This window comes from Micromonospora sp. NPDC048868 (assembly GCF_043198195.1).
Classification (GTDB): Bacteria; Actinomycetota; Actinomycetes; order Mycobacteriales; family Micromonosporaceae; genus Micromonospora; species Micromonospora reichwaldensis.
In genome coordinates, this window is record NZ_JBICUN010000017.1 from 16,332 (window position 1) to 41,951 (window position 25,620).

The window sequence follows — 25,620 nt, forward strand, 5'->3', positions numbered from 1 at the left end:
CGGCTGACGCCCGGACGCGACGCGCGCCGCCGCGCCCGGCACGGAAGGAAGTAGAGACCGTCATGAGCACACCCGCGCTGACCACCTATCAGCGGCACCACCTCCGGCCGACCTACGACCACCACGTCGGGTACCTCTTCCCGGCGATGGTGCGGGCCAGCCAGGCCCACGTGGTGATGCTGGTCGAGCAGGGGCTGGTGCCCGCCGAGCGGGGCGCCCGGCTGCTGCGCGGGCTGGCCGAACTGCGCGCCGACACCGCCGGCGCGCCCGAGTTCGACGGCACCTTCGAGGACACCTACTACCTGATGGAGAAGCGGCTGGCGCAGGCGTGCGGCATCCCCACCTCCGAGCTCGACGTGCAGATGGCCCGCAGCCGCAACGACCTCGACGCCGGGGTGTTCCGGATGCTGCTGCGCGAGCAGCTCCTCGGCGTCCTCGACCGGGTGCTCGCCGCCGGCGCGACCGCCCTGGACTCCGCGCACCGGTACGCCGACGTGGTGATCACCGGATACACCCACCGCCGGCCGGCGCAGCCCACCACCATCGGGCACGCCCTCGCCGGCTACGCCGAGGCCCTCGCCGGGGAGGCCGTCGCCTACGCCGAGCTGATCGACCAGCTCAACGTCTCGCCGCTGGGCTCCTGCGCCTTCGCGGGCACCGACCTCGACATCGCCCCCGCCCGGGTGGCCGAGCTGCTCGGCTTCGACGGCCTGGTCACCAACTCGTACGAGGCGGTGGCCGGCGCCGATCATCTCGTGCGGGTCGGCACCCTCAACGCCCAGGCCCTCGCGACCGGCGCCCGGCTGGCCCGCACCCTCATGGACTGGCTGAGCTGGCGCTGGGTGAGCACGCCCGGCGACTTCACCCAGGGCAGCAGCATCATGCCGCAGAAGCGCAACCCGGTGGTGCTGGAGCACCTCGTCTCGATGGCCGGCGCCACCGCCGCCGACGCCGCCAGCGTGCTCAACAACGTCGGCGCCGCCTGGTGGGAGGACTCCAACAACGCCACCACCGACGTGCAGGTGCGGCTCTGGGAGAGCAACGACCGCACCGACCGGTTCTTCGCCCTGCTCGGCGGCTTCCTCGCCGAGATCGAGCCGCTGGAGCCGCCGTCGGCCGAGGAGATCGTCGCCTCCGGCGCCACCACCACCGCCGCGGCCGACGCGCTGACCCGGCACGGGGTGCCGTTCCGGGCCGCCCACTCGGTGGTCGGCCGGCTGGTGCGGGGCGGGGCCCCGGCCACCTGGACCGCGCAGACCGTCCGGGCGGCGGCGGAGGGGATCGCCGACGGGCTGACCGACGCGGCGGTCGCCGACCTGATCGCCGCCGCCGTACGCCCGGAACTCGTGCTCGACCGCGCCCAGGTCGACGGTCCCGGCGCGGACGCGGTGCGCGCCCAGGTGGCGGTGCTGCGCGGCACGTTCGACACCGTCGCCGGCCGGCTGGCCGCCGTCCGCGACCGCCTCGCCGCCGCCGACGAGGCGCTGGATGCGGTCGCCGCGCAGGGGGCGGCCCGATGAGGGCCCGCGACGCGGCGGCCGGGACGGCGGGGGTGGTCCGGTGAGCGTGCGACTCGCCGGCCGGGCCGCCCAGTCCGCGCCGCCGGCCGGCGACGAGGGCGTGCTGCTCGGCATCGACTTCGGCGGCACCAAGATGGCGGTCGGGGTGGCCGACGGCGAGGGCCGGCTGCTGGCCCGCGAGCGGGTGCCGACGTACGCCGAGCGGGGTGCCCCGCAGGCCCTGGACCGCGCCCTGGAGCTGGCCGCGAAGCTGGTGGGGGAGGTCGGCGCGCCGGTCGCGGCGGCCGGGATCGCCTCGCCCGGCGTGGTCCGCTCCGACGGCATCGACCTGGCGCCGAACGTGCCCGGCTGGGACGGGCTGCGCCTGGCCGACGCGGTCCGGGACCGGCTGGCGGTGCCGGCAGTGGCGGTCGACAACGACCTGAACGCCGCCGCCCTGGCCGAGCTGCGGCTCGGCGCGCTCCGCGACGCCGACCCCGGTCTGGTGGTGGGCCTGGGCACCGGCGTGGCGGCGGCGGTCACGGTCCGCGGGTCGGTGCTGGCCGGTCACCACGGGGCGGCCGGCGAGATCGGGTACGCCGTGGCCGGTGGCCCCTGGCCGGGCACGATGCTGGAGCTGGGCTTCTCCGGCCGGGCGCTGGACCGGCTCGCCGAGTCGCTCGGCGTGCCGGGCGGGGCGCGGGGGCTGGCCGCCGCCGCCGAGCGGCCCGGCCCGGCCCGGGACGCGCTGACCGCCCGCGCCGACGAGCTGGCCCGGCACCTGGTCACCTGCTGCCTGCTGCTCGACCCGCAGCGGGTGGTGCTGGTCGGCGGGGTGGCCGGCAACGCGTTGATCCGCGGCCTGCTGGGGGAGCGGATGGCGGCGGTCCTGCCGTACCCGCCGGAGGTGGTGCTGTCGCGGTTCGCCGACGACGCCGCGTTGCTCGGCGCCGTCATCCTCGCCCGCGAGGCGGTGCCGACCCCCCGCTGACCGGCCCGGCCGGCGCCGCCGTCAAGCACGCCGGCGCTTGCAAGGACTTGCAGAGTGCGAAGCCGACGATCCACCATGGACCGTCGGCTTCGTGGCTTTTGGGGGCTATGAACGAGACCTGTTGGGGCCGTCGGCAATGTTGCCATGAAATTTCGAGAAGTTTGCTGCAAGGTATTGCAGGGCCTGCCGTCAATCGAGCATTGTCTTTGCTACCCGACGGCCGTCCCTTCTCGTCAGTGCCTCTTCGTCCCCGGAAGTAGGTCCTCCTGTCATGGCACGATCCACACCGCCGCCCCTGCGCGCCCGCATCCCCCGCCTGCTCCTCGCCGCCGCCGTCGTCGCGTCCGGCGCCACCCCGCTCGTGGCGACCGCCGCCGCGCCCGCCCACGCCGCCGTCGCCCTCAACGACAGCGAGGTGACGGCCAACCTGTGGGAGTGGAACTGGAACTCGGTCGCCGCGGCCTGCACCGACCACCTCGGCCCCGCGGGCTACGGCGCCGTCCAGGTCGCGCCGCCGCAGGAGTCGGTGAGCCTGCCCAACAGTGCCGACGGGGCGCACCCCTGGTACGAGGTGTACCAGCCGGTGTCCTACAAGCTGGAGAGCCGCTTCGGCAACCGCCAGCAGTTCGCCGCCATGGTCACCGCGTGCCACGCCGCCGGCGTGCGCGTCTACGTCGACGCGGTCGTCAACCACATGGCCGGCGTCAACAACGCGGCCGGCACCGTCGGCTACGCCGGCACGACCTTCACCGGCTACGACTACCCGGCGGTCCCGTACGGCTACGGCGACTTCCACCACCCCGGCGACAACTGCCCGACCTCCGGCGGCATCACCGACTGGAACAACGAGTCCCAGGTGACCAGCTGCGAGCTGCTCTCCCTGTCGGACCTGTACACCGAGAAGGAGCACGTCCGCAACAAGATCGCCGCGTACCTCAACGACCTCATCGGGCTGGGCGTGGACGGGTTCCGCGTCGACGCGGTCAAGCACGTCAAGAAGGCCGACTTCGCGGCCATCCTCGGCAAGCTGAACAACACCGTCGCGGAGAACAAGCGCCCGTACGTCGCCCAGGAGATCTTCGACGGCGCCTCCAACGACGCGCTCAAGGCGCGGGCGTTCATCGGCAACGGCGACGTGCTCGACTTCGGGTACGCCAAGGGCCTGCGCTCCAGCTTCCAGGGCTCCATCGCGAACCTCGCCAACGTTCCCAACTGGAACCTCGACGCGCCCAGCGCCAACGTCTTCGCCATGGTCACCAACCACGACCTCGAACGCGACGGGGTGGTGCTGTCCTACAAGAACGGCAGCGACTACACCCTGGCCAACTACTTCGCGCTGGCGTACCCGCACGGCAAGCCCTCGGTCTACGACAGCTTCACCTGGTCGAACCGCAACCAGTCGCCGCCGGCCACCGGCAGCGGCCACGTGACCGACACCGTCTGCGGCGGTGCCTGGACCTGCCTGACCCGGTCCACCGGGATCAAGGGCATGGTCGGCTGGGCCAACACCGCCCGCAACGTCAAGACCGTCTCGGACTTCACCGTCGTCAACAGCAACGTCATCGGCTTCCACCGGGGCGACCGCGGGTGGATCGGCATCAACGACTCCGCCGCCGCCAGCACCGCCCAGTTCGTCACCGGCCTCGCCGACGGCGCGTACTGCGACGTCATCTCCGGCGCCGCCTCGACCGCCGGGTGCACCGGCGCCACGGTCACCGTGACCGGCGGCCGGGCCACCGTCACCATCCCCGCCAACGGCGCCGTCGCCATCCACGCCAACGCCCGCGGCGGCCCCGCCGCGAAGGTCGCCACCACGTTCACGACCACCGCCGCGCTGCCCGCCGACCGGACGCTGCACCTCGTGGGCGACACCCCCGCGCTCGGCAACGGCGACCCGGCCAGCTCCGTGCCGCTCACCCGCACCGCCACCGGCGCGTGGACCACGACTGTCGACCTGCCGGCGGCCACCGCCGTCTCCTACCGGTACCTGGTCAAGAGCGGGTCCACCGTGGTCGAGCAGGAGGCCGCCAGCCGCACCTTCACCACCCCCGCAGGCGGTACGACGACCCGGACCGACACCTACGTGCCGGGGCCCGTGGGGGACACCGTCGCCACGACCTTCACCGTCACCGCCACCGTGGCCACCGGCCAGGAGGTCTACGTCGTCGGCGGCGTACCGGCGCTGGGCAACTGGGCGCCGGCGAACGCGGTGCGGCTGCCCGCCACCGGCGGGGTGTTCCGCGGCGTGGTCGACCTGCCCCGGTCCGCCACCGTCGAGTACAAGTTCATCAAGAAGACCGCGGCCGGGGTCGTCACCTGGGAGTCCGGCGCGAACCGGAGCCTCACCACCCCGGCGGGCGGCACCCACACCGTCACCGAGACCTTCCGCGGCGACACCGCCGGACCGGTCGCCACCGCCTTCCACGCCACCGCCACCACCTCCTTCGGCCAGAAGGTGTACGTCGTCGGCAACCTGCCCGCCCTCGGCGGCTGGAACCCGGCGAACGCCGTCGCGCTCTCCCCGGCCGACTACCCGATCTGGCGGGCCACCGTCAGCCTGCCGCCGAACACCGCCGTCGAGTACAAGTACCTGAAGAAGAACGCCGACGGCTCCGTCACCTGGGAGTCCGGCGGCAACCGGAGCTTCACCACCCCGGCGGGCGGCACCCACAACCGCACCGACACCTGGCGCTGACGCCACCGGGTGGCCGGCCCCGCCGGGGCCGGCCACCCGGTCGTCCGGGCCAAGCGTCGCGCCGTCCGGGAGATCTTCGCTCGGCACGCCGCAGCGCGCGCGGTCACCCGTCCGGACACGGTGCGTGATCTATCGTGAGTGCCGAGTGCCGGACCGAACACCAACTCACCGGGGGTAGGACGTGGGCCTGATCCACATCGAACTGTTCGCGACCCTCGACCTCGTCGCCCAGGCGCCCGGCGGCCCCGACGAGGACCCGGTGGGGTTCCCGTTCGGCGGCTGGCAGGCGCCCCTGCTGGACGCGGCCTCCGGGGCGCAGGTCGCTGCCGCCTACGAGGGCACCGACGCCCTCCTGCTCGGCCGGCGGACGTACGACATCTTCGCCGCCTACTGGCCGCACCAGGAGGGCGGCGAGGACGACGAGATCGCCACGCTCTTCAACAGGGTCCCGAAGTACGTGGCCTCCCGCGGCAGGCCCGACCTCTCGTGGGCCGGGTCCACGCAGCTCGGCCCGGACCTGGCCGGCGCGGTGCGCGAGATCCGCGACCGGCACGAGCACGTGAAGGTCGTCGGGAGCCTGAACCTGGTGCAGACCCTCCTGCGCGAGAAGCTCTTCGACCGTCTCGACCTCTGGGTGCACCCGATCGTGCTCGGCGTCGGGAAGAAGGTGTTCGACGGTGGCGCGGTGCCCACGAACGTCACCCTGCTCGAACCGCCGGTGGCCGGCCCGAAGGGCACCGTCTACCTGCGCTACGGGCTCGCCGACGGCACGCCCGCGACGGGGGACATGAGCGCGCCCGAGCGCGGTGCCGGACGCGACGACTGAAGCCGCCCGACAGGTGGCCCGGACGGCCCGCCGGATTGTCGGGCCCCCGTCTCATACTGGGCCACCAGGCTGCCAACGGTCGCACGAGACGACCCGACAACGAGGCGGAGAGATGGCCAAGCTGATCAACACCGACATCGTGTCCCTCGACGGCTACGTCAACGACGAGAACGGCAAGTTCGGCTGGAGCGAGCCGGTCGAAGAGGTGCACCGCTTCCTCAACGACCTGGACCGGGGCATCGGCACCCACCTGTACGGCCGCCGGCTCTACGACGTGATGTCCTACTGGGAGACCGCCCACGAGCAGCCCGGCCACCCCGACTACATCCTCGACTACAGCGAGATCTGGCGCTCCGCCGACAAGATCGTGTATTCGTCCACGCTGGAGGAGCCGCGCAGCGCCCGCACCCGCATCGAGCGCACGTTCGACCCGGAGGCGGTCCGCGCCCTCAAGGAGTCCGCCACGCGCGACCTGGCGATCGGCGGCGCCAACCTGGCCGCCCAGGCCCACCGGGCCGGCCTGGTCGACGAGATCTGCCTCGTCATCTGCCCGGTGCTCGTCGGCGGTGGCACGCGCGCCCTCCCCGACCGGGTCCGCCGCAACCTGACCCTGCTCGACCAGCACACCTTCTCGCAGGGCACGATCTTCGCGCGCTACCGCGTGGACGGTTGACCCGGCGTCACCGGCACTGCCACGACACGGCCTAGGCGGCCGACGCCGCCCGCGGGTCGTTCGGCCGGATGCGCTGCGCCAACCCGGGCACCGAGAGGTCGGAGCGGCCCTGGCCGCCAGCCGGCCGTGTCGCGTGCGGCGCCGGCTGCCCGGAGCCGGTGCGGGCCATGCGCAGGGCGCGCTGGGCGTTGTTCCAGGCCGGGCAGGGCCAGGCCTGGCCCGCGCAGAGCAGGTTGCGGCAACCACCGTCCCCGTCCGGCTCGTGGGCGTCGGCCACGTCCAGGGCGAGCTTCCACAGCAGCGGGTCGGTCACCTCGGCGGGACGGTCTGCCTGACGGTCGGACCGGGCGGTGGTGTCGGACACGAGTTGATCCCCCTTGAGCGCAGATGCGATCTTCACCTTCTCCAGTCTGCCTGCCGACGAAACCTCGACACCCCTTCCAGGCTGCGCAACAGGGCGCCGGAGGGCGCGCAGGCCGGGGCCGGGTGAGCCAGATCACGGAGCAGCCGTGCCGAGACGGCCGGCGGGCTACCGCAGGTCCGACAGTTGCGGTGGCACCTGGCAGACCAGGCCGGTCGAGTTCATGCGGTCGGTGATCGCGACCCCGTCGACGACCGGAACGACGAACTGGGGCTTGCGACCGGTGGACAGCGCTGCGGCATGGCGTTCCCGGCTGTCGACCAGGCTCTCCCAGTCCGACAGCCAGTCGGCGGTCGGGCGGTCGTCGCGCAGCCGGGCACTCCCCAGGCGCCGTACCTCTGCCACCATGGCGCGCACCGCGTCGTTCTGCTGCCGGATCGCGCCCACCTTAACCTCCGTCGCGGCCCGCGGTGGTGCGGCCCGCACCGCCACGGCGGCCCGCATGGCGGTGCAGGCGCGCTCCGCGACCTCGGCCACCTCGGGGCTGTCGATCAGCCCTGGACGGTCGTGGCCGCCGTACGTGTGGACGAACAGGCCCAACAGGCACAGGCACGAGGCCACCACGGCGACACCTGCCGCGAGAACGGCGCCCGGTGACGCCCCGGGCTGACCTTCCGGGCGGACGCGGGGATCGACGCCCGGCGGTGGGGGCGGAAGGGTCACAGGGTCGTCTCCGATCGCCGGTGCAGGCTCTTGGCCGTTCTCTCCGACGGCCCGGTCGTCACTCGGCGCGGTGCGGGGCTCGCGGCGGCCGGTTCCGGCGCATCCGCAGCGCCGCGACTGCGGCGACGATCAGCAGGACCGCCAGGGTCGGTCCACCCGCGATGACCATGAGCCCCGCTCCGATGTTGGCGCCGATCCCGCCGGCGGTCAGCACCCGCCAGGCGAGGCCGAGGAGGACGCCGGCCGCGACGAGCGGCGCCAGCACCCACCACCACCGGCGATCGAGACGGCGGCGTGCGGTGGCCCGGATCAACCAGGCGAGCGCGAGGGCGACGCCGACGCACGCCAGGACGCCGACGATCCGGTCTCCCGCCGCACCGAGGCTCACCGGCCGGATCGCGTAGTCCAACTCGACGCCCTCGGCGGCGAGCTGTCGGGCCTCGTCGCCGGTCAGGTCCCCGATGAGCCACCAGGCGGCCACCGGGGTGCACAGGACCAGGACGAGCGCGGTGATCGGAGACGTCGGTCGGTGCTGCTTCGTCATGCCTGTGGCCTTCTCCCGGCGATCTTGTCCAACCAGCTCGGGTAAGTATGTGGGTGGCCTCCGGGCGGGGCGTGAGCACACCTACTCAGGGCGGCCCGCGGGTCGACCGGCGGCGCGGACGGGACATCGACGGGGATTGACAGATCACTTTGTGTGCGCTGAGGATGACCCAATCCACCGACCTCGACCGGAACGGCTCTCGGCCACCAGCCTGACGACGCTTCCCGCGCCCGGCGGCGTCGGTCCGTCGCATCCGGACACCCCATCTCTGCTCCGCCGGGTCGCGACCCTGCGGTCGGGCGCGCGAACTGCCGCGCACCCCCGGGCGGCCCCTCGGCCATCCCGTCCGGTCACCCTGCCGACACCAGAAGGGCGGACACATGCGTGATCCCCTAGCTCCCCGGTGGCGACGCCGCCTACCCGTCCCGGCCGCGCTCGCCGCCGCCACGGCGGTGGTGCTGCTGGTCAGCCCCGCCTCGGCCGTCGTGCCCGCCGCAGAACCCCCCGTCGAGCTGGTGCGCGTCGCCGACGAGGAGGCGAACGTCGTCGAGGTGCTGCTCGCCGGCACCGCCCAACTGGACGCCCTCGTCGCCACCGGCGTCGACCTCGACCACCACGTCACCCGCACCGGGAACGGGGTCGTCGCGCACGCGGTCGTCACCGCCAGCGAGGCCGCGGCGCTGACCAGGGCCGGTTTCACCCTCGGCAAGGTGCTGCACCGTCCCGCCGACGCCCGCGCCCGGGTGGCCGAACGCGAGGCGACCATCGCCGGGCACGTCGCCCAGAACCGCCGGTTCGCCGCCGCGACGGGCGGCCCGAGCGCGTCCGCCGCCACCGACGTCAAGATCATCCGGGCGGACTACTACACCTCCGGCACGAGCCAGATCCTCTCCGTCGAGGCCAAGTGGGCGCAGGGCCAGACCGCCGCCGACGCCCTCACCGTCGAGCGGGACAGCGGCCCGGGCACCGAGATCGGCTCCGGCGGTACACAGACGATCTCCCGCTTCGTCGACGCCGGGGTCTACCTCTACCACCGCGGCGCCGCGCCCGTGACCAGCCGGCCCCACCGGATCCGGATCACCAGCCCGACCGGCGACGTGGCCGTGGCCGAGGTCCGCGAGTGGCTGCCCACCCCGGGCGACGGCCCCGAGGGCCCGGGATACCAGAAGGACTTCGTCACCAGCTACCTGACGCCGACCGAGCTGTACGCGCGGATCCACCAGCTGGCGGCCGAGTTCCCCCGGCTGGCGGAGGTCGTCGAACTGCCGCACCGGACCAACGGCTACCGGCGGCACGCCCAGGCCGTGCTGGGCACCGCCACCGACAGCCGGGTCGCGGTGGACTCCCTGGCCTGGGGGCACGAGGGCGGCAACGACGTCTCCGTGGAACTGGCCGACCCGGGCGCCGCGGACACCCCGCTGTCGGTGACCGTCGCCGGCGCGGCCGTCCGGGTCACGCTCGGCACCGACGGCGAGGGCGCGGTGACCAGCACGGCCGCCCAGGTCGTCGCGGCACTCAACGCGGAAGCCGGGACGCTCGTGCGGGCGTACACCTATCGGGGCAGCCCGGGCGGCGGCGTGGTCGCGCCGGCCGCGCGGACCCCGCTCAGCGACGGCCTGAGCGCGCCGGCGAGCGTCTCGCGCGACCCGCATCCGGTGTACGCCATCCGCATCGGCAAGCACCGGGACGGCTCGAAGCTCGGCGTGCTCGCCTACGCGCAGGAACACGCCCGCGAGTGGGTCCCCCCGCTGGTGACCGTCGAGACCGCCGAGCGGCTGCTGCGCAACTACGCCCACGACGGGCGGACCCGGCAACTGCTCGACAGCCTCGACATCTGGATCGCCCCCTCGATCAACCCCGACGGCGGCCACTACTCCTTCTACGACTTCAACTCCCAGCGCAAGAACATGACAAACCACTGCCCGACGACCGGGGCGGCCGACTTCCTGGCCCGCAACTCCTGGGGCGTGGACAACAACCGCAACTACACCGAGTACAGCCTCTTCGACGGCTACTCGGGTGCGTCGACGAGCTGCACCAGCGGCACGTACGCCGGGCCGGGCGAGCTCTCCGAGCCGGAGAACCGCAACCTCGACTGGCTGGCCTCCCGCCCCAACATCCGGTTCTCGATGAACCTGCACTCCTCGGGCAACTACTTCATGTGGTCGCCGGGGGCGTACGCGCTGCCCGACCGGGTCTCCGCGCCCCGCCCGACGCTCGCCGAGGAGTCGGCCTTCTGGGGCGCGTCCTCGCGGATCCTGGCCGCCATCAAGCGGCACCGCAACATGGCGGTCACCCCGGCGCGCACCGGCCCGATCTCCGACGTGCTCTACTCGGCGGCCGGCAACTCCGGGGACATGCTCTGGTACAAGTACGGCATCTACGCCTGGAACTTCGAGGTCGGCACCTCCTTCCAGCCCGAGTGGGACGAGGCGCACGCCGAGGCGCTGGAGTTCGCCAACGGCCTGGTCGAGCTGATGCGGGTGGCCCGGGACTTCGCCAGGGACCGGACCAGGCCGAGCAGCACGCTGGCGGTCGCGCCCAGCGCGACGCCGGGCATGGTGGACGTGACCTTCTCCACCAGCGAGCCGGCCGCCGTCTTCTACACCCTCGACCGGGCCGCCCCCACGTACGCGTCGAAGCTCTACGGCTCGGCCGGCATCCGGGAGGGCGGCGAGACGCTGACCGTCCCGGCGGGAACGCGGATCCACTGGTTCTCGGTGGACTCGGCGGGCAACGTCGAGAACAACTACCGCCCCGACGGCAACGGCCGCAACTACCGCAAGGGCACCGCCGTACCGCCGACGCGCTGACGGCCGGGTCGCTGACGGGGGTGCGTCGGGGTCCCACCCGGCGCACCCCCGCCGCCCGTCGCCCCGCCCCGGGCGAGGGGAGGCGCGCTGCCCGGCCACCGCCGCAGGACCGGGTTACGGTGGTGCCCGGGGCGGAGGCCGACAGCGGGAGGGACCGGCGGGATGGGCGAGCTGGTGGCGTTGGCCCTCGGCGGCCTCGTCGTGGTCGTCCTGACCAACGCCCTGGCCCGCCGCACCCACCTGCCGGCGTCGGTGCTGCTGGTGCTCGCCGGGATCGGCTACGGCTACCTGCCCGGCCCGAACCTGGAACTCGATCCCGAGGTCGTGCTCTACCTCGTCATCCCCCCGCTGCTCTACGGCGCCGCCCTCCAGTCGAGCCTGACGGCGCTGCGCCGCAACGCCCGCACCGTGATCGGCCTGTCGGTGGCGCTCGTCCTGGTCACGGCGCTCGCCGTGGGTTTCGGGCTCAACGCGGTGGTGGCCGCCGTCCCGCTGAGCTTCGCCATCGCGGTGGGCGCGGCGGTCTCCCCGCCGGACCCGGTGGCGGCGCTGTCGATCGGCCGGCGTGCCGGCATGTCGCCCCGGCTGACCACGCTGGTCGAGGGGGAGGGGCTGCTCAACGACGCGACCGCCCTGACGATCCTGCAGGTCGCCGTGGCGACGGCGATCGGCGGCAGGTTCTCCGTCGGGCACGCCGTGGGCGACTTCCTGTTCGTCGCCGCCGGTGGGCTGGCCGTCGGCATGGCCGTCGCGTGGGTCATCGCGTACCTGCGGAAGATGGCCTCCGATCCGCTGACCGACAACGCCCTGTCCCTGGGCACCCCGTTCGCCGCCTACGTGGCGGCCGAGAGCCTGCACGTCTCCGGCGTCCTGGCGGTCGTCGTGGCCGGCCTCTGGCTGGGCCACCGCAGCGCGTCCCTGCAGTCCAGCGGCGCGCGGTTGCAGACCCGTTCGGTCTGGCACCTGGTGGAGTACCTCCTCGAGGGCTACGTGTTCCTGCTCATCGGCCAGCAGTTGCCCGCCGTCGTACGCGGGCTGGCCGCCTACGACCTGGGCACCGTCGTCGCGGCGGGGGCCGTCACCGTCGGCATCGTGCTGCTGGTGCGTCCGTTGTGGCTGCTGGCCGCCGCGCACCTGCCCGCCCGGATGCACGCCCGCCTCGGCGGCGACCCCCGTCCCGACAACCCGCCGTTGTCCGGTCGGGAGCTGCTCGCGCTGAGCTGGGCGGGCACCCGGGGCGTCATCACCCTCGCGGCGGCGTTCACGCTGCCCGCGAGCACGCCCGCCCGGGACCTGCTGCTGTTCTGCGCGTACCTGGTCGTGCTGGTCACGCTCGTCGGTCAGGGCCTGACCTTCGCGCCGCTGCTGCGCCGGCTGCGGCTGCCGGGCACCGCCGTCAGCCGGGCGCTGACCCGCAACGAGGCGCGCGCCGCGGCGGTGCAGGCCGCCCTCGACCGGCTGACCGCCCTGGCCGAGGCCGACCCGGGCGTACGCGACGTCGCCGCCCCGCTGCGCCGGGCCGCCGAGGGCCGGCACAAGCGCTACACCGAACGGGTCGCACTGCTCTCCCACGTCGAGGACCAGGTGCTGCCGGTGGACGACCGCTACCGGGCGGCCCTGCTGGCCCGCCGGGAGATGATCGCCGCCGAGCGGGACGAACTGCTCGCCTGGCGGGACGCGGGCCGCCTCGCCGACGCCGACATGCGCATCCTGGAGCGGGAGCTGGACCACGAGGAGAGCGTCCTGCCGCCGCTGCCGCCGTCCTGACTCGCCGCCCCGTGCTCAGTCCGGCAGCAGCGGCATCTCCAGGCCGGGGTCCCGGCCGAGCAGCACCGCCCGGGTGAGCGCCCCCGACCCGAACCGGTCGCGTACGGCGTCCACGGCCGCGTCCAGGTCCGCCCCCGGATCGCGGTCGAACGGCAGCGGCGGCTGGACGGGGGAGTCGTCCAGGTTCCCGACCGAGACGCCGAGCAGGGTCACGCCCCGCCGTTCGATCTCGGGCAGCGCGGCCCGCAGCAGCGTCCGCGCCGCGGCGAGCAGCGGGGCCGTGTCGGCGGTCGCCTTGGCCACCGTGTGGGAGCGGGTCGCGCGGGTGTAGTCGCCGAACCGCAGGCGCAGCGTCACCGTCCGGCCGGCCCGCGTCGCCGCCCGCATCCGCCGGGTCACCCGGTCGACCAGGCCGGCGAGGACCGCCTCCAACTCGGCGGGGGAGTGCGGAACGGCGGCGAGGGCGTGCTGCGCGCCCATCGAGGAGCGCCGGCGGCCGACCTGCACCGGCCGGGGGTCGCGGTTGTGCGCCAGGGCGTGCAGGTGCCGACCGGCGCCCGCGCCGAGCAGCGAGACCAGCGTCGCCTCGCCGAGGCGGGCGACCTGCCCGACCGTACGGATGCGCCGCTCGCGCAGCTTCGTCGCGGTCACCGGCCCGACGCCCCACAGCCGCTCCACCGGCAGCGGGTGCAGGAACGCCAGCTCCCTGTCCGGCGGGACGACCAGCAGGCCGTCGGGCTTGGCGACGCCGCTGGCCACCTTGGCGAGGAACTTCGTGCGGGCCACGCCCACCGTGATCGGCAGGCCGACCCCCTCGCGTACGTCCCGGCGCAGCCGGGCGGCGATGTCGGCGGGCGGCCCGACCAGCCGGCGCAGTCCGCCCACGTCGAGGAACGCCTCGTCGATGGAAAGCCCCTCGACGACCGGGGTGGTCCGTCGGAAGATCTCGAACACCGCGCGGCTCGCCGCCGTGTAGGCCGCCATCCTCGGCGGCACGACGATCGCCTCGGGGCAGAGCCGCCGGGCCTGCCGGCCGCCCATCGCGCTGCGGACGCCGCGGGCCTTCGCCTCGTAGCTGCACGCGAGGACCACGCCCCCGCCGACGATCACCGGCCGGCCGCGCAGGCGCGGATCGTCCCGCTGCTCGACCGACGCGTAGAACGCGTCCAGGTCGGCGTGCAGGATGCTGGCCTCTCGCGACACGAACACATGTTCGCACGCGGACCCGCGACTGCGGCACTGACCTGCCCGAACGTCGCCGGAGAGCATCGTTCGGCCGCCGGTCAGGCCGCTGGCGGCTCGCCTACAGCTCGTCGAACGGGCGGGCGTAGCTGAACCCGCCGCGGATCGACGACCGCCACGCGCTCAGCGGGCGGGCCATGAAGTATTGCGGCCCCCACGGCTGCGGCGGGGTGACGCCGAGGTCGACCGCCGGGCGGAACCCGAAGCGCGGGTAGTAGTCGGGGTGCCCGAGTAGCACCACCAGGGCCTCCTCGCGCGCGTCGGCCGCGCCGAGCACGGCGTGCATCAGCGCGGAGCCGACCCCGCGCCGCTGCCAGGCGGGCAACACGCCGAGCGGGCCCAACCCCAGCGCGACCGGCTCGCCGGCGACCCGGCCACGGGTGCACACCACGTGCCCGACCACCCGCCCGGCGTCGTCGGCCGCGACGAGGGAGAGGGCCGGCAGCCACCCGTCGTCCGCCCGCAGCGCGTCCACCAACCCCGCCTCGACGGGTACGGCGTCCGGCTTCTCCGGGTCGGCGAAGGCGGCGAGGTGCACCGCCCGGATCGCGTCGACGTCGGCGGGGGTCTCGCGTCTGATCAACACCGGGCCACGATAGGCGCAGCGGTGCACCCGGTGCGCGCCATTATCGGCGGCCGGTGGCGTACCGGGCGGGTCAGGACATCGCGGTCGGCGAGGGCGGGGCGGTGCCGCCCTGCGGGGCCTCCGCCGTCATCAGCCGGGCGATCTGCGCCCGGTCGGCGGCGGACGGCAGGCCCCACCCGGGGCGGTAGCCGTACACCTCGTGCAGGGGGTGCGAGGCGGTCCGGCCGTCGAGGATCTCGATCGCGTCGGTGTCGATGAGGCCCGGGTGCTCGACGCCGCACGCCTCGGCGACCTTGACCAGGTCGCGGCGCAGTGTCCGGACGTAGTTGGCCGCGCGGACCGACTTCGAGCCCGGGTCCACGCCCCGGGCGAGCCACTGGTTCTGGGTGGCCACACCGGTGGGGCAGGTGTCGGTGTGGCACTTCTGGGCCTGGATGCAGCCGATCGCCAGCATCGCCTCCCGGCCGACGTTGACCATGTCGCAGCCGAGCGCGAACGCCACCACCGCGTTGTCGGGCAGGCCGAGCTTGCCGGCGCCGACGAACACCACCTGCTCGTGCAGGTCGCGCTCGGCGAAGACCTTGTAGACCCGGGTGAAACCCTGCTGGAACGGCAGCGACACCGAGTCCGTGAAGATCAGTGGCGCGGCGCCGGTGCCGCCCTCGCCGCCGTCGACGGTGACGAAGTCGACCCCACGCCCGGTGTCGCGCATCAGGGTGGTCAGCTCCTCCCAGAAGCCGAGGTCGCCCACCGCGGACTTGATGCCGACCGGCAGGCCCGTCTCGGCGGCGAGCAGCTCCACCCAGTCGAGCAGACTGTCGCAGTCGGAGAACTCGGCGTGCCGCGACGGGCTGACGCAGTCGCGCCCCTGCGGGATGCCCCGGGTCGCCGCGATCTCCGCCGAGACCTTGGCCGCCGGCAGCAGGCCGCCGAGGCTGGGCTTCGCGCCCTGGCTGAGCTTGATCTCCAGCGCCCGCACCGGCGCGCCGGCGACCAGGTCCCTGAGCCGGTCCAGGCTGAACCGGCCGCGTTCGTCGCGGCAGCCGAAGTACGCGGTGCCGATCTGGAAGACCAGGTCACCGCCCTTGCGGTGGTACGGCGACAGCCCGCCCTCGCCGGTGTTCTGCAGGCAGCCGGCCAGGGCGGCGCCCCGGTTGAGCGCCTCGACGGCATTGCCGGACAACGAGCCGAAGCTCATCCCGGAGATGTTCACCACCGACTCGGGCCGGAACGCGTGGGCGCGGCCCCGCGCGGCGCCGAGCACCTTGGCGCACGGCAGCCGTACGTCGTGTCCGGCGCCCGGCGTCGACGGCGGGACGGCCCGGCCGAAGGTGCGGTGCTTGATGATCGGATATCCGGGCGTGAACTCGATGTCGTTGTCGGTGCCGAAGCCGAAGTAGTTGTTCTGCTGCTTCGCCGACGCGTACACCCAGCGGCGCTGGTCGCGGGTGAACGGCCGCTCCTCGTTGTTGCCCGCGACGATGTACTGGCGCAGCTCCGGCCCGATGGACTCCAGCAGGTACCGGGCCCGGCCGAGGACCGGGAAGTTGCGCAGCAACGCGTGGTCGCGCTGGATCAGGTCACGTGCGGCGAGGGCCGCGACGGCGGCGACGGCGGCGGGTACGGCTCGGCTTGCCCACTTCATGCCCGCCACTCTTTCCGCGATCGCCTCCCGCCAAACGGGCCGGCGACCACGCGGCCGGCGTCGCCCGTCCGGACGGCGCGCCTGGGCGGGCGGTCTGACGGATCAGTGCGGGGTCAGGAGCCGGTGGACGACCAGCATGGCGATGTCGTCGGTCGGCTGCTCGGTGCCGAGGGCGTCCATGACCTCGGCGCACACCTGCTCGGCCGGTGCCGGCCGGACCACGTCGGCGAGCTGGTCGAGGCCGACGTCGATGACCTCGTGGCGGCGTTCGACGAGGCCGTCGGTGAAGCAGACGAGCACCGCGCCCGGCGGGAAGTCCACCTCCGCCTGCTGCCGGGGCGGCGGCCGGCGACCCGTGCCGAGCGGGGGATCGGCGTGGACCGGGACGGGCGCGCCCGGCTGGCCCGGCACGGCGAGGACGGGGCGCAGGTGCCCGGCGGTGGAGAGCCGGATGCGGGTCCGGTCGGGGGAGATCATGGCGTAGAGCGCCGTGGTGAGGTTTCCGGCCTCGAAGTGGCTGACCTTGCGGTCGAGGAGCGTCAACGCCTCCGCCGGGTCATCGCAGACCAGCGCGTAGGCGCGCAGCGCGCTGCGGACGCGCCCCATGACCACGGCCGACTGCAGGCCGTGGCCCGACACGTCGCCGATGACCAGGCCCAGCCAGCCCGAGGGCAGGACGAACACGTCGTACCAGTCGCCGCCGATCCCGGCGACGTGCCCGGGCACGTACCGGGCGGCCATGTCCAGGCCCGGCAGGCTGGGCAGCTGGGCGGGCAGCAGGCTGCGTTGCAGGGCGAGGGCGGCGTTGTGGTCGAGGTTGGTGGACCGGGCGAGGTTGGCCAGGCTGGCCCGGTCGGCGACCAGCTCCAGCAGGCGTACGTCGTCGGTGGTGAACCGGCGCTGGCTCAGCGTGCCGACGTGCAGCACGCCGATCAGCTCGCCCCTGGCGAACATCGGCACGCCGAGCAGCGACCGCAGCCCCATCGACAGCAGGACCGGGTTGACCACGACGTCGGGGGTGACCTCCTCGACGATCACCGGCCGTCCGGTCAGGGCGATCCGGCCGGCGAACCCGCGGCCCACGGAGACGCGGAACCCCTGCCGGACCTCCTCCTCCAGCCCCTTGGCCGCGGTGGCCACGAGCTGCTGGGAGTGCATGTCCAGCATGAGGATGGCCGCCGTGTCGACGTCGAGCAGGTCCCGGACGCGGTCGAGGAGCTCGTCGAAGAGGTCGGCCGCGTCGAGGCGGGACAGCGTCGCGTCGGTCACCGCCTCGATGCGGCGCAACCGTTCGTCGTCCTGGATGAGCCCTTGACCGCCCACCACCGGATCCTAGCCCTGACGGCTGCGACCGCCGATTCCGCGTTGTGCCGGCGGGCCCGGGCGCGGCGTCTCCACGGACCCGGTCCGGGCATCGGCCGGTCAGGACCGGCGGCGGGTCGCCGAGGCCTGGAGCGTGGGCCGGCGGACCACCGCGATCCGGTCGCCCCGGGCGCGCAGCGACGTGCGCCCGCCGCGCCCGCGGCGTACGGTCAGGTCGACGGTGCGCCCGCCCACGCGCACGCCCTCCAGCGTGAGGTCCGGCAGCCACTCCGGCAGGTGCGGGTCGACGAAGATCGTCCGCAGCGGCGCGGCCGGGCGCAGCGCCAGCAGCGCCTGGATCAGCGCGACGACCGCGCTGGCGGACCAGGCCTGCGGGGAGCAGGAGTCCGGGTAGACGCCGGGGTGCGGATGGGCGTCGTCGCGGGGCAGTCCACTGAGCACCTCCGGCAGGCGGTGTTCCGTGAAGAGCGCCGCCGCGGAGAACATCCCCTCCGCGAGCCGGTGCAGGTGCTCCCAGCAGCCGTACCGGGCCAGCCCCAGGCCGATCGTGCCCGCCTCGACCGGCCAGACGCTGCCCCGGTGGTAGCTGAACGGGTCGTACGCCGGGTGCGCCGAGGACAGGGTGCGCACCCCCCAGCCGCTGAACATGTCGGGGGCGAGCAGCCGGTCGGCGACCAGGGGCGCGATGCGGGCGGGCACGATCCCGGTGGCCAGCAGGTGGCCGTCGTTGGAGTTCACCGAGCGCACCTGCTGCTTGTCCGGCCCCAGCGCCAACGCGTGGCAGCCCCGGTCCGGCATCCAGTAGGCCCGGTGGAAGCGGCGCCGCAGGGCGGCGGCCCGGCGGACCAGTCCGGCGCCGTACGCGGGATGGCCGGCCGCGGCGAACACCATCCCGGCGTGCCGCAGCGCGGCGTACCAGTACGCCTGCAACTCGCTGGTCGCGATCGGGTTCGGCACCACCTCGCCGTGCTCGTCGACGATGGCGGTGTCCGAGTCCTTCCACCCCTGGTTCTTCAGGCCGGCGGGGGAGCGGCGGTGGTATTCGAGGAAGCCGTCCCGGTCGAGGTCGCCGAACCGGTCGATCCAGCCCAGCACGCGCCGCGCGGTCGGCAGCAGGTCCCGTACCGTGTCGAGGTCCCCGGTCCAGGCCAGGTACTGGCCGAGGAAGACCAGGAAGTCCGGCGCGGTCGACCAGTCGCCGTAGTAGCCGTCGAACGGGTCGATCCCGAGCGCGGACACCGGGCCCCGCCGGGCCTCGTGCAACGGCTTGCCGGGTTCCTCGTCGCGCCAGTCGTCGACGCGCCGCCCGAGGTGGTGGGCGTTGAGCCGCAGGCTGTCCGCCAGCATCGTCGGCCCGGCGAGCAGGGACTGCCACGAGGCGGTCATCGTGTCGCGGCCGAAGATCTCCTGGTAGATGGGCAGGCCCGCCATGGGCGCCGTCGGGCCCTCCGGTTCGCCCAGCGGCAGCACGGATAGGTCGTCGACCGCGCACCGCCAGGCGGCGGTGACGTCGAAGTTGCTGCTGGCGAGCCGCGCGAGTTCGCCGGCCAGGGTGCCCCGGGCGCGCGCGGCCGCGTCGTCCGGCTCGGCGAAGGTCGGTGGCGGCGCGGCGAGGCGCTGCCCGTCGAAGACGGGTTCGACGAGGAGTTCCACCCGGCGGGACCCCCGGGGCGGCACCGCGAGGTCGACCGTCAGGGCGGCGTCGGCGTACCGGACGGGCGTGTCGGCCCGTACGCCGATCGCCACCGCCCGGTCGAGGCCGTCGCACCGGTAGGTCAGGCGGAGCTCCCGGTTCCGGTCGTCCCAGCTCGCGTCGACCGTGCCGGACTGCACCCGGCGGCCGGTCTCGGCCTCGCTGGTGTCGGCGAAGTCGGCGGCGAGGTGGATCCGCAGCCGCAGGTCCAGCGGCACGGCCGCGTAGCTGACCACGGTCAGCCGGGTCCGCAGCCCCGCGCCGACGAAGCGCTCCACCAGCAGGTAGGCCGCGCGGGAGGGCAGTGTGTCACCGTCGCCGAGGGCGGCGTACGAGAGCTGGGCGTGCCCGGCCACGTTGGCCGTGCTGAACGGGACCGGCTCGCGGCCGTCCACGCTGAGGCGTTCGGTGCTGAGCACCCGGGTGTTGCGGGCGAAGAAGCCCTGCGGGTCGACGCCGGTGATCCGGCCGCGCACGTCGGTCACCAGGGTGCTCCAGCCGCTCGCCACGTAGAGCAGGTCCGGGCGGACGCGCAGGTTCCGGACGCGGGTCATCGCGGCCGGGGCGCGCCCGGGCGGGGGCGGTCGTCGGCGCCGACGCCAGCGCCACCAACGCGCCGGGCGAGGTGAGCGGGCCGTGGGTGCGCGGGCGGCGACAGCATCGGGGCACCCCTCCGGCCGGCGGCTGCGGGCCGGGGCCGCGCCGGTGGGGCGCCGCCCGGGCCCGCCGGACAGCGGTCCCTACCCGTTCGCGCCGCCGCTACACCCCGTCAGCCCTGCGGCTGGCCGATGTTCATCATCCAGCCGATGCCGTAGCGGTCGACGCACATGCCGAACTCGTCGCCCCACATCTGCTTCTCCAGCGGCACGCTCACCGTGCCGCCGTCGGCGAGCTGCTCCCAGTAGCCGCGCAGCTCGTCGGCGTCGTCGCCGCTGAGGCTCACGGAGACGTTGTTGCCGGGTTCGTGCTCCATCCCCGGCGCGGTGTCCGAGCCCATCAGGGTGAAGCCCCGGTCGGTCTCCAGCATCGCGTGCATGATCTTGTCGGCCAGCGCGGGATCGTCGGTGCCCATCGCGCCGAAGGTGCTCGTCGACAGCGAACCGCCGAACACGCGCTGGTAGAACTCCATTGCCTTCCGCGCGTTGCCCGGGAAGCTGAAGTACGGGTTGAGTCGAGACGCCACGGCACCCTCCTCCGGTCGCGACGGACCCATCGTCGCAGATCAGGGGCCTGGCGGGGGTGAGGTGCGACCGCGTTTCGCCGGCCCGCCGGTGCGGACCGCCCCGGCGGGCCGGCGGCGGTGGTCAGTGGCGGAACGACCGGCGTACGACGCCGCCGACGAGCGCGCACCAGGTGTCGAGGTCCAGCTTGCCGTGGGCCGGCAGCCCGTGGACGCGCTGGACGTCCTTGACGGCCGTCCTGGTCGGGTGGTCGTACTCGCCGGTGACGGTGACCCCGGGGTGGCCCCGGAAGTTCAGCAGGAACTGCACGGCGGTGACCGGGAGGCCGGTGGCGTCCTTGCCCAGCTCCGGCACCAGGGTCTCCCAGGTGGGCGCGGTGAGGGTGGCGTCGACGTCGACCGCGATGCCGTTGCGGTACTGCCAGTCCTGCACGGCGGCGACGGTGGCGGCGTCGAAGACGCTGTTGACCGGCACGGTGTAGCCGCGGTGGGCCAGCAGGTACTGCACCACCCGGACGCTGGGGGAGCCGACGAAGCGCCACAGGTCCGGCCAGCGGCGGGCCGGCACGTCGGCGAGGTCGGTGCCGAGGGCCTCGAAGACCCGGCGGCGCAGGGCGGGGAACTGACCGTAGAAGGCGGCCCCGGGGCACAGGGTGGTGCGGAAGTCCCAGTGGCCGAAGATGTCGTGGGCGTGCAGCCCGTACCGCCGGCAGATGGTCGCGCAGAGCGTGACCAGCGAGTCCAGCAGCGCCTCCGGCGGGGTCTCGGTGACGTACGTGCCCTCGTTCTCGATGCCGATGGCCCGGCCGTTCTCTCCCGGGCAGTGCGCCGAGATCATCTGCCGGTCGCCGGCGCGCAACCGCTCCAGGCTGCCCCGGCGTCCCTCCATGACGTACCCGCCGCGGCTGATCGTGAAGTGCTGGCCGGTGTCGGACCAGCCGTTGCCGTCCATGTGCAGGTTCTGGCAGTCGCGGGCCAGCTTGACCGCCTGTGCCTCGGAGTAGTCGGTGACGTTCGGGAACGCCATGTGGTGCACGATGATCTTGTTGGTGGGGATGGCGCTGACCGCCAGCGGGTCGGCCGGCGGGCGCGCGCCCCACTCGTCGCAGCTGTAGATCCAGTCCAGGTCGGTGCCGGGGTCCGCCTGTGCGGCGGTGGGGAGGGCGAGTTGGCTGCCGACGACCGCGACCGTGGCGGCGCCGAGGCCGGCCCGCAGCAGGGTCCGGCGGTCCAGTGCGGAATTCTCGACGTGCATGGCGTCTCTCCTCTGCGGCCGGAGGTGGGGGCGGGGGCGGCCCCATGAAAAGGAACTCCAGGCGTCGCGTGTGCAGTGGAGGATATTGCCAAGCGTCGGCCGGGCGCTAGAGCACCTGGGAGAGGAAGCGGCGCAGCCGGGGATGCTCGGCCCGCTCGAAGATCGCGGCCGGCTCGCCGGCCTCCAGCACCACGCCGCGGTCCATGAACGCCACCGTGTCGGCGACCTCGCGGGCGAAGCCCATCTCGTGGGTGACCACCACCATCGTCATGCCCCCGGCGGACAGCTCGGCCATCAGCCCGAGCACGCCCTTTACCAGCTCCGGGTCCAGGGCGGAGGTCGCCTCGTCGAAGAGCATCACCTGCGGGCGCAACGCCAGCGCGCGGGCGATCGCGACCCGCTGCTGCTGCCCGCCCGACAGGTGCGCCGGGCGGGCGTCGGCCTTGGCCGCCAGCCCCACCAGCTCCAGGTGCTCGCGGGCGACGGCCACCGCCTCGTCCTCACCGAGCTTGCGGATGCGGCGCAGCGCGAGGGTGACGTTGCGCAGCACGGTCATGTGCGGGAAGAGGTTGAACTGCTGGAAGACCATGCCGATCCGCTGCCGCAGGGCGTCCGGGTCGTCGGCCAGCACGCTGCGCCCGTCCAGCAGCACGTCGCCACGGTCGGGCTCGATCAGCCGGTTGATCGTGCGCAGCAGGGTGGACTTGCCCGACCCGGACGGGCCGATCACGCAGGCCGTCGCGCCGCGCGCCACGTCCAGGTCCACCCCGCGCAGCACCCGGTGCGACCCGAAGGCCAGGTGCACGTCGCGGACGCTCAGGCTCACCGAGGTCGTCGTGTCGATGCTCATCGTTGGTTCCCTCCCGCCGCGCCCGGCAGCGCCAGGTCGAGGTCGTCGTCGCCGTCAGCGGGCGCGGCGGCCTGCCGGCCGTGCCGCAGCCGCCGGTCGATCCAGTTGACGGCGTGCGTCAGCGGAACCGTCAGCGTCAGGTAGAACAGCCCGGCCAGCAGCAGCGCCGACTGGTTACCGGTGTTCGCCGCGTAGTCCTGCCCGATCCGGAACAGCTCCCGCTGGCTGGCCAGCAGGCCGAGGAAGTAGACCAGGCTGGAGTCCTTGATGAGCGCGATCAGCTGGTTCACCCAGGCCGGCAGCACCCGCCGGATCCCCTGCGGCACGATCACCAGGCGCATCGCCTCGCCCCAGGACAGGCCCAGCGCCCGGGCCCCCTCCAACTGGGCGGCCTCCACCGACTGGATGCCGGAGCGGAAGATCTCGCCGATGTAGGCCGCCGCGATCAGCGACAGCGCCAGGATGCCCAGCGGATACGGGTTGGGCCCCCACACCTGCATGCCCAGCGGCGCCAGGCCGACGCCGATGAGCAGGATCGTCGCCGCGGCGGGCAGGCCGCGGAACACGTCGGTGTAGACCCGCGCCGGCCACCGCAACCATCGCGTACGCGAGATGCCCGCGACGGCCAGCGCCATGCCCAGCACCGAGCCGAGCAGGGCGGCGGAGATCGCCAGGATCAGCGTGTTGGGCAGCCCCACCGTCAGCATCTCGGGCAGCGCCTCGCGCATGGAGTCGGCGTCGAAGAAGGTCTCCCACAGGGTGCTCAACGGATCCATCGTCGCTCCTACCGCCCCGCTCGCTCGTCGTCCGTACGTCTCAGGAGGTGGCCGACGCCGACGGCACCGCGACCGTGCCGCTGCCCGGCGTGAAGTCGGCCGGGATCGGGCGGCCCGGGTAGTACTGGGCCTGCAGGCGGCTCCACGTGCCGTCCGCGATCACCTCGTCGAGGCCCTTGTCGAGCGCCTCGCGCAGCTTGTCGTTGCCCTTGGCGAACGCGTACGCCGTCGGGGCCGGGCTGAGCAGCTTGGCCGCCACGGTGATCTTGCCGGCGCTGTCGGCGGCCGACTTGTCGCCGATCTCGGCGGGGGCGATCCAGGCGTCGGCCGTGCCGGCCTTGAGCTGGTTGATCGCGCCGTTGTAGTCGGGCACCCGCACCGGGTCGAGCCCCTCGCCGGTGGCGTAGTCGTCCTGGACGGTGCCCTGCACGACCACGACCCGCTTGCCGGCGAGCTGGTCGAAGCCGGTGATCGACGAGCCGGCCGGCACGTCGAGTCCGAAGTGGCCGAAGTCGTAGCCGTTGCCGAAGTCGACGGTCTTCCTGCGCGCCTCCGTGATCGTGATCGAGGAGCTGCCGACGTCGAACTTGCGGTTGTTGACCTGGGAGAGCAGGGCGGAGAAGTCGGTGCCGACGAACTCCACCTTCAGGCCGACCTTCCCGGCGACCGCGACGAGCAGGTCGTTGTCGAAGCCGGTGAACTTGCCGTCCTTGAGGTAGACGTTCGGCGGGGCGTCGGTGAGCGTGCCGGTGCGCAGCACGCCCGGCTGGAGCAGGCCGTACGGGTTGTCGGCCGCGCCGGCCGCGTCGTCGCCGCAGGCGGTCAGGGCGGTGGCGGCCAGGACGGCGGCCACGCCGAGGGCGGCGGCGCGGGTGAGGGAGGAAAGGACTCGCACAGGTGTCTCCGATGAGGTGTCTGCGGCGACGGGCACGGGGCGCGCGTCGCCGACGGTGCGCCCGGTGGGCGTACCGCTGGAATGGTTCGGGGAAAGAAGGGGTGGCGCGGCTAGCGCGCGTCGCCGGGGCGACAGGAGGTGGCGCAGACCCGCATCATGTCGATGTGGCGGCGCCGGATCAGCGCCGGCGACGTCGGGGCCACGGCGGGGACCGCCGGTGGGGCGCAGATGCGGAAGGACATGGCTCTCCTCGGTCGGGACGACCTGGGAACCAGGCCGCGCTTGCACCGGAGCCGCTCCGGTGCCTGGTCCTCACCCGGGGCACCCCTGCGCGGACGAGGGTTGCCGGCCAGCGAGCCGGGGCTTGACGCTGGCGCTCATGACCTGCCGACGAGGCTAGCAGCCCGCCACGGTGGGGCGTCCAGCCGCTATGACCACCCTCACGCGCGCCTGCGGTGACACCCGGTCACTCCTCGATCGCCCCGCCGACCTGCCGCAGGTGCTGCCGGAAGGTGTGGGCGGGGTCGGCGGCGCGGCGGGCCAGGTAGTCGGCGAAGGCGGTCTGCTCCCGCAGCGTCTCCCCGGCGCGGATCCGCCGCGCCTGGACCCGCTCGACGGTCCCGATGCGCTCCGCCGCCGCGAACAGCTCCGCGGCCCGTGCGGCGGGCACGAACAGCACCCCGTCGTCGTCGGCGACGACGAGGTCGTCGGCGGTCACCACGTGCGGCCCGACCCGGGCGCTGGTGAGCGTCTCCGGCTCCCGCGCGTCGAGGCGGCCCGGGCCTGACGGGAGGCTGCCGTAGCTGAAGACGGGCAGGCCGATCTCCACCAGCTCGGGCGTGTCCCGGTGCAGGCCCCAGACGACGAGCCCGGCGATCCCGGCCGCGACGCCCTCCAGCACCGCCAGGTCCCCGACGCACGCCTCGTCGCTCCGGCCGCCGTTGTCGATCACGAGCACGTCGCCCGGGGTCGCGTTCTCGTACGCCTCCAGGAACACGTCCACGCTGCCGTGGTGGCGCACCGGCAGCGCCCGGCCCACGAGGCGGTGACCGGGGACGACCGCCCGGATCCCGGCCGGCGCCGCGCGCGGGGGCACGCCGAGGCGTACGCAGGCGTCGGCGATCAGCGGCGTGGACAGGTCGGCGAAGCGCTCCCGCATGACGTCCTCCCGGCGGTGCGGCGAGTCGTGGGCCGTCATCGTAGGGGGGTCGGTCGGCGCGGTGGCCAGGGCCAATCCGGCGCGGCTGGCCCCCACCGGTGGCGGCGTTCGGGTCTAGACTGTC

The 25,620-nt window shown here is 73.9% G+C and carries 22 protein-coding genes and 1 riboswitch; of the genes, 7 read left to right on the top strand and 15 right to left on the bottom strand.

The features are described 5' to 3' along the window. Positions 1-62: 62 nt before the first annotated feature. The 5 genes from ACGFNF_RS23380 (at position 63) to ACGFNF_RS23400 (ending at position 6,684) form a co-directional block, all read left to right on the top strand. Positions 63-1,520: a lyase family protein gene (locus tag ACGFNF_RS23380; protein WP_357579514.1), complete on the top strand. Its 1,458-nt coding sequence runs from the start codon at positions 63-65 to the stop codon at positions 1,518-1,520. 40 nt (positions 1,521-1,560) lie between these two features. Beyond that, the gene (locus tag ACGFNF_RS23385; protein ID WP_357579515.1) at positions 1,561-2,490 is read left to right on the top strand and encodes an ROK family protein; all 930 of its coding nucleotides are present in this window, start codon (positions 1,561-1,563) and stop codon (positions 2,488-2,490) included. A gap of 271 nt (positions 2,491-2,761) precedes the next feature. Then, positions 2,762-5,185: a carbohydrate-binding module family 20 domain-containing protein gene (locus tag ACGFNF_RS23390; RefSeq protein ID WP_393170594.1), complete on the top strand. Its 2,424-nt coding sequence runs from the start codon at positions 2,762-2,764 to the stop codon at positions 5,183-5,185. A gap of 181 nt (positions 5,186-5,366) precedes the next feature. Continuing rightward, positions 5,367-6,011, top strand: a complete 645-nt coding sequence (locus ACGFNF_RS23395) for a dihydrofolate reductase family protein (RefSeq protein WP_357579517.1) — start codon at positions 5,367-5,369, stop codon at positions 6,009-6,011. A 112-nt stretch (positions 6,012-6,123) separates the two neighbouring features. Continuing rightward, positions 6,124-6,684, top strand: a complete 561-nt coding sequence (locus ACGFNF_RS23400; protein ID WP_357579518.1) for a dihydrofolate reductase family protein — start codon at positions 6,124-6,126, stop codon at positions 6,682-6,684. Positions 6,685-6,715: 31 nt separating this feature from the next. Here ACGFNF_RS23400 and ACGFNF_RS23405 read toward each other — a convergent pair whose 3' ends face one another. The 3 genes from ACGFNF_RS23405 to ACGFNF_RS23415 all read right to left on the bottom strand — a co-directional run bounded on the left by ACGFNF_RS23405 (position 6,716) and on the right by ACGFNF_RS23415 (position 8,312). Then, the gene (locus tag ACGFNF_RS23405) at positions 6,716-7,048 is read right to left on the bottom strand and encodes a hypothetical protein (RefSeq protein WP_357579532.1); all 333 of its coding nucleotides are present in this window, start codon (positions 7,046-7,048) and stop codon (positions 6,716-6,718) included. Between the two features lie 165 nt (positions 7,049-7,213). After that, entirely contained in the window at positions 7,214-7,669 is a 456-nt protein-coding gene (locus ACGFNF_RS23410; protein ID WP_393170597.1) for a hypothetical protein, read from the bottom strand. 157 nt (positions 7,670-7,826) lie between these two features. After that, on the bottom strand, positions 7,827-8,312 hold the full coding sequence (locus ACGFNF_RS23415) for a hypothetical protein (protein WP_357579521.1): 486 nt from the start codon (positions 8,310-8,312) through the stop codon (positions 7,827-7,829). Between the two features lie 380 nt (positions 8,313-8,692). Between ACGFNF_RS23415 and ACGFNF_RS23420 the strand changes: the two genes are divergently transcribed. Beyond that, positions 8,693-11,125, top strand: a complete 2,433-nt coding sequence (locus tag ACGFNF_RS23420; protein ID WP_393170599.1) for a M14 family zinc carboxypeptidase — start codon at positions 8,693-8,695, stop codon at positions 11,123-11,125. Between the two features lie 162 nt (positions 11,126-11,287). Beyond that, positions 11,288-12,892: a Na+/H+ antiporter gene (locus tag ACGFNF_RS23425; RefSeq protein WP_357579523.1), complete on the top strand. Its 1,605-nt coding sequence runs from the start codon at positions 11,288-11,290 to the stop codon at positions 12,890-12,892. A gap of 15 nt (positions 12,893-12,907) precedes the next feature. On the opposite strand, the gene dinB is transcribed toward ACGFNF_RS23425, so the two are convergent. From dinB to ACGFNF_RS23485, 12 genes are all read right to left on the bottom strand, one after another. After that, the gene (dinB, locus tag ACGFNF_RS23430) at positions 12,908-14,095 is read right to left on the bottom strand and encodes a DNA polymerase IV (protein ID WP_393170602.1); all 1,188 of its coding nucleotides are present in this window, start codon (positions 14,093-14,095) and stop codon (positions 12,908-12,910) included. A gap of 100 nt (positions 14,096-14,195) precedes the next feature. Next, positions 14,196-14,720, bottom strand: coding sequence for a GNAT family N-acetyltransferase (locus ACGFNF_RS23435; protein WP_393170604.1), 525 nt, complete (start codon positions 14,718-14,720; stop codon positions 14,196-14,198). Positions 14,721-14,790: 70 nt separating this feature from the next. Further along, positions 14,791-16,365, bottom strand: a complete 1,575-nt coding sequence (locus ACGFNF_RS23440; RefSeq protein WP_393170606.1) for a glutamate synthase-related protein — start codon at positions 16,363-16,365, stop codon at positions 14,791-14,793. Between the two features lie 102 nt (positions 16,366-16,467). Continuing rightward, positions 16,468-17,688 carry a GAF domain-containing SpoIIE family protein phosphatase gene (locus ACGFNF_RS23445; RefSeq protein ID WP_357579528.1) on the bottom strand — a complete coding sequence of 407 codons (1,221 nt, stop codon included), beginning with the start codon at positions 17,686-17,688 and terminating at the stop codon, positions 16,468-16,470. A 99-nt stretch (positions 17,689-17,787) separates the two neighbouring features. Further along, on the bottom strand, positions 17,788-19,935 hold the full coding sequence (locus ACGFNF_RS23450; protein ID WP_393170608.1) for a glycogen debranching N-terminal domain-containing protein: 2,148 nt from the start codon (positions 19,933-19,935) through the stop codon (positions 17,788-17,790). Between the two features lie 215 nt (positions 19,936-20,150). Next, positions 20,151-20,564, bottom strand: a complete 414-nt coding sequence (locus tag ACGFNF_RS23455; protein WP_393170610.1) for a VOC family protein — start codon at positions 20,562-20,564, stop codon at positions 20,151-20,153. Between the two features lie 121 nt (positions 20,565-20,685). Continuing rightward, positions 20,686-21,816, bottom strand: a complete 1,131-nt coding sequence (locus ACGFNF_RS23460) for a peptidoglycan-binding protein (protein ID WP_393170612.1) — start codon at positions 21,814-21,816, stop codon at positions 20,686-20,688. Between the two features lie 106 nt (positions 21,817-21,922). Next, the gene (locus ACGFNF_RS23465) at positions 21,923-22,666 is read right to left on the bottom strand and encodes an amino acid ABC transporter ATP-binding protein (protein WP_393170614.1); all 744 of its coding nucleotides are present in this window, start codon (positions 22,664-22,666) and stop codon (positions 21,923-21,925) included. Beyond that, positions 22,663-23,442 carry an amino acid ABC transporter permease gene (locus tag ACGFNF_RS23470; protein WP_311413527.1) on the bottom strand — a complete coding sequence of 260 codons (780 nt, stop codon included), beginning with the start codon at positions 23,440-23,442 and terminating at the stop codon, positions 22,663-22,665. Before ACGFNF_RS23470 ends, ACGFNF_RS23465 begins: the two co-directional genes overlap by 4 nt. Positions 23,443-23,482: 40 nt before the next feature. After that, entirely contained in the window at positions 23,483-24,337 is an 855-nt protein-coding gene (locus ACGFNF_RS23475; protein WP_357580727.1) for an ABC transporter substrate-binding protein, read from the bottom strand. 110 nt (positions 24,338-24,447) lie between these two features. Next, complete coding sequence (locus ACGFNF_RS23480; RefSeq protein WP_357580726.1) at positions 24,448-24,579, bottom strand: hypothetical protein; 132 nt, start codon at positions 24,577-24,579, stop codon at positions 24,448-24,450. Positions 24,580-24,610: 31 nt separating this feature from the next. Then, a riboswitch (SAM riboswitch) is annotated at positions 24,611-24,722 on the bottom strand. Positions 24,723-24,803: 81 nt separating this feature from the next. Next, complete coding sequence (locus ACGFNF_RS23485) at positions 24,804-25,535, bottom strand: RraA family protein (RefSeq protein WP_393170618.1); 732 nt, start codon at positions 25,533-25,535, stop codon at positions 24,804-24,806. Positions 25,536-25,620 lie beyond the last annotated feature (85 nt).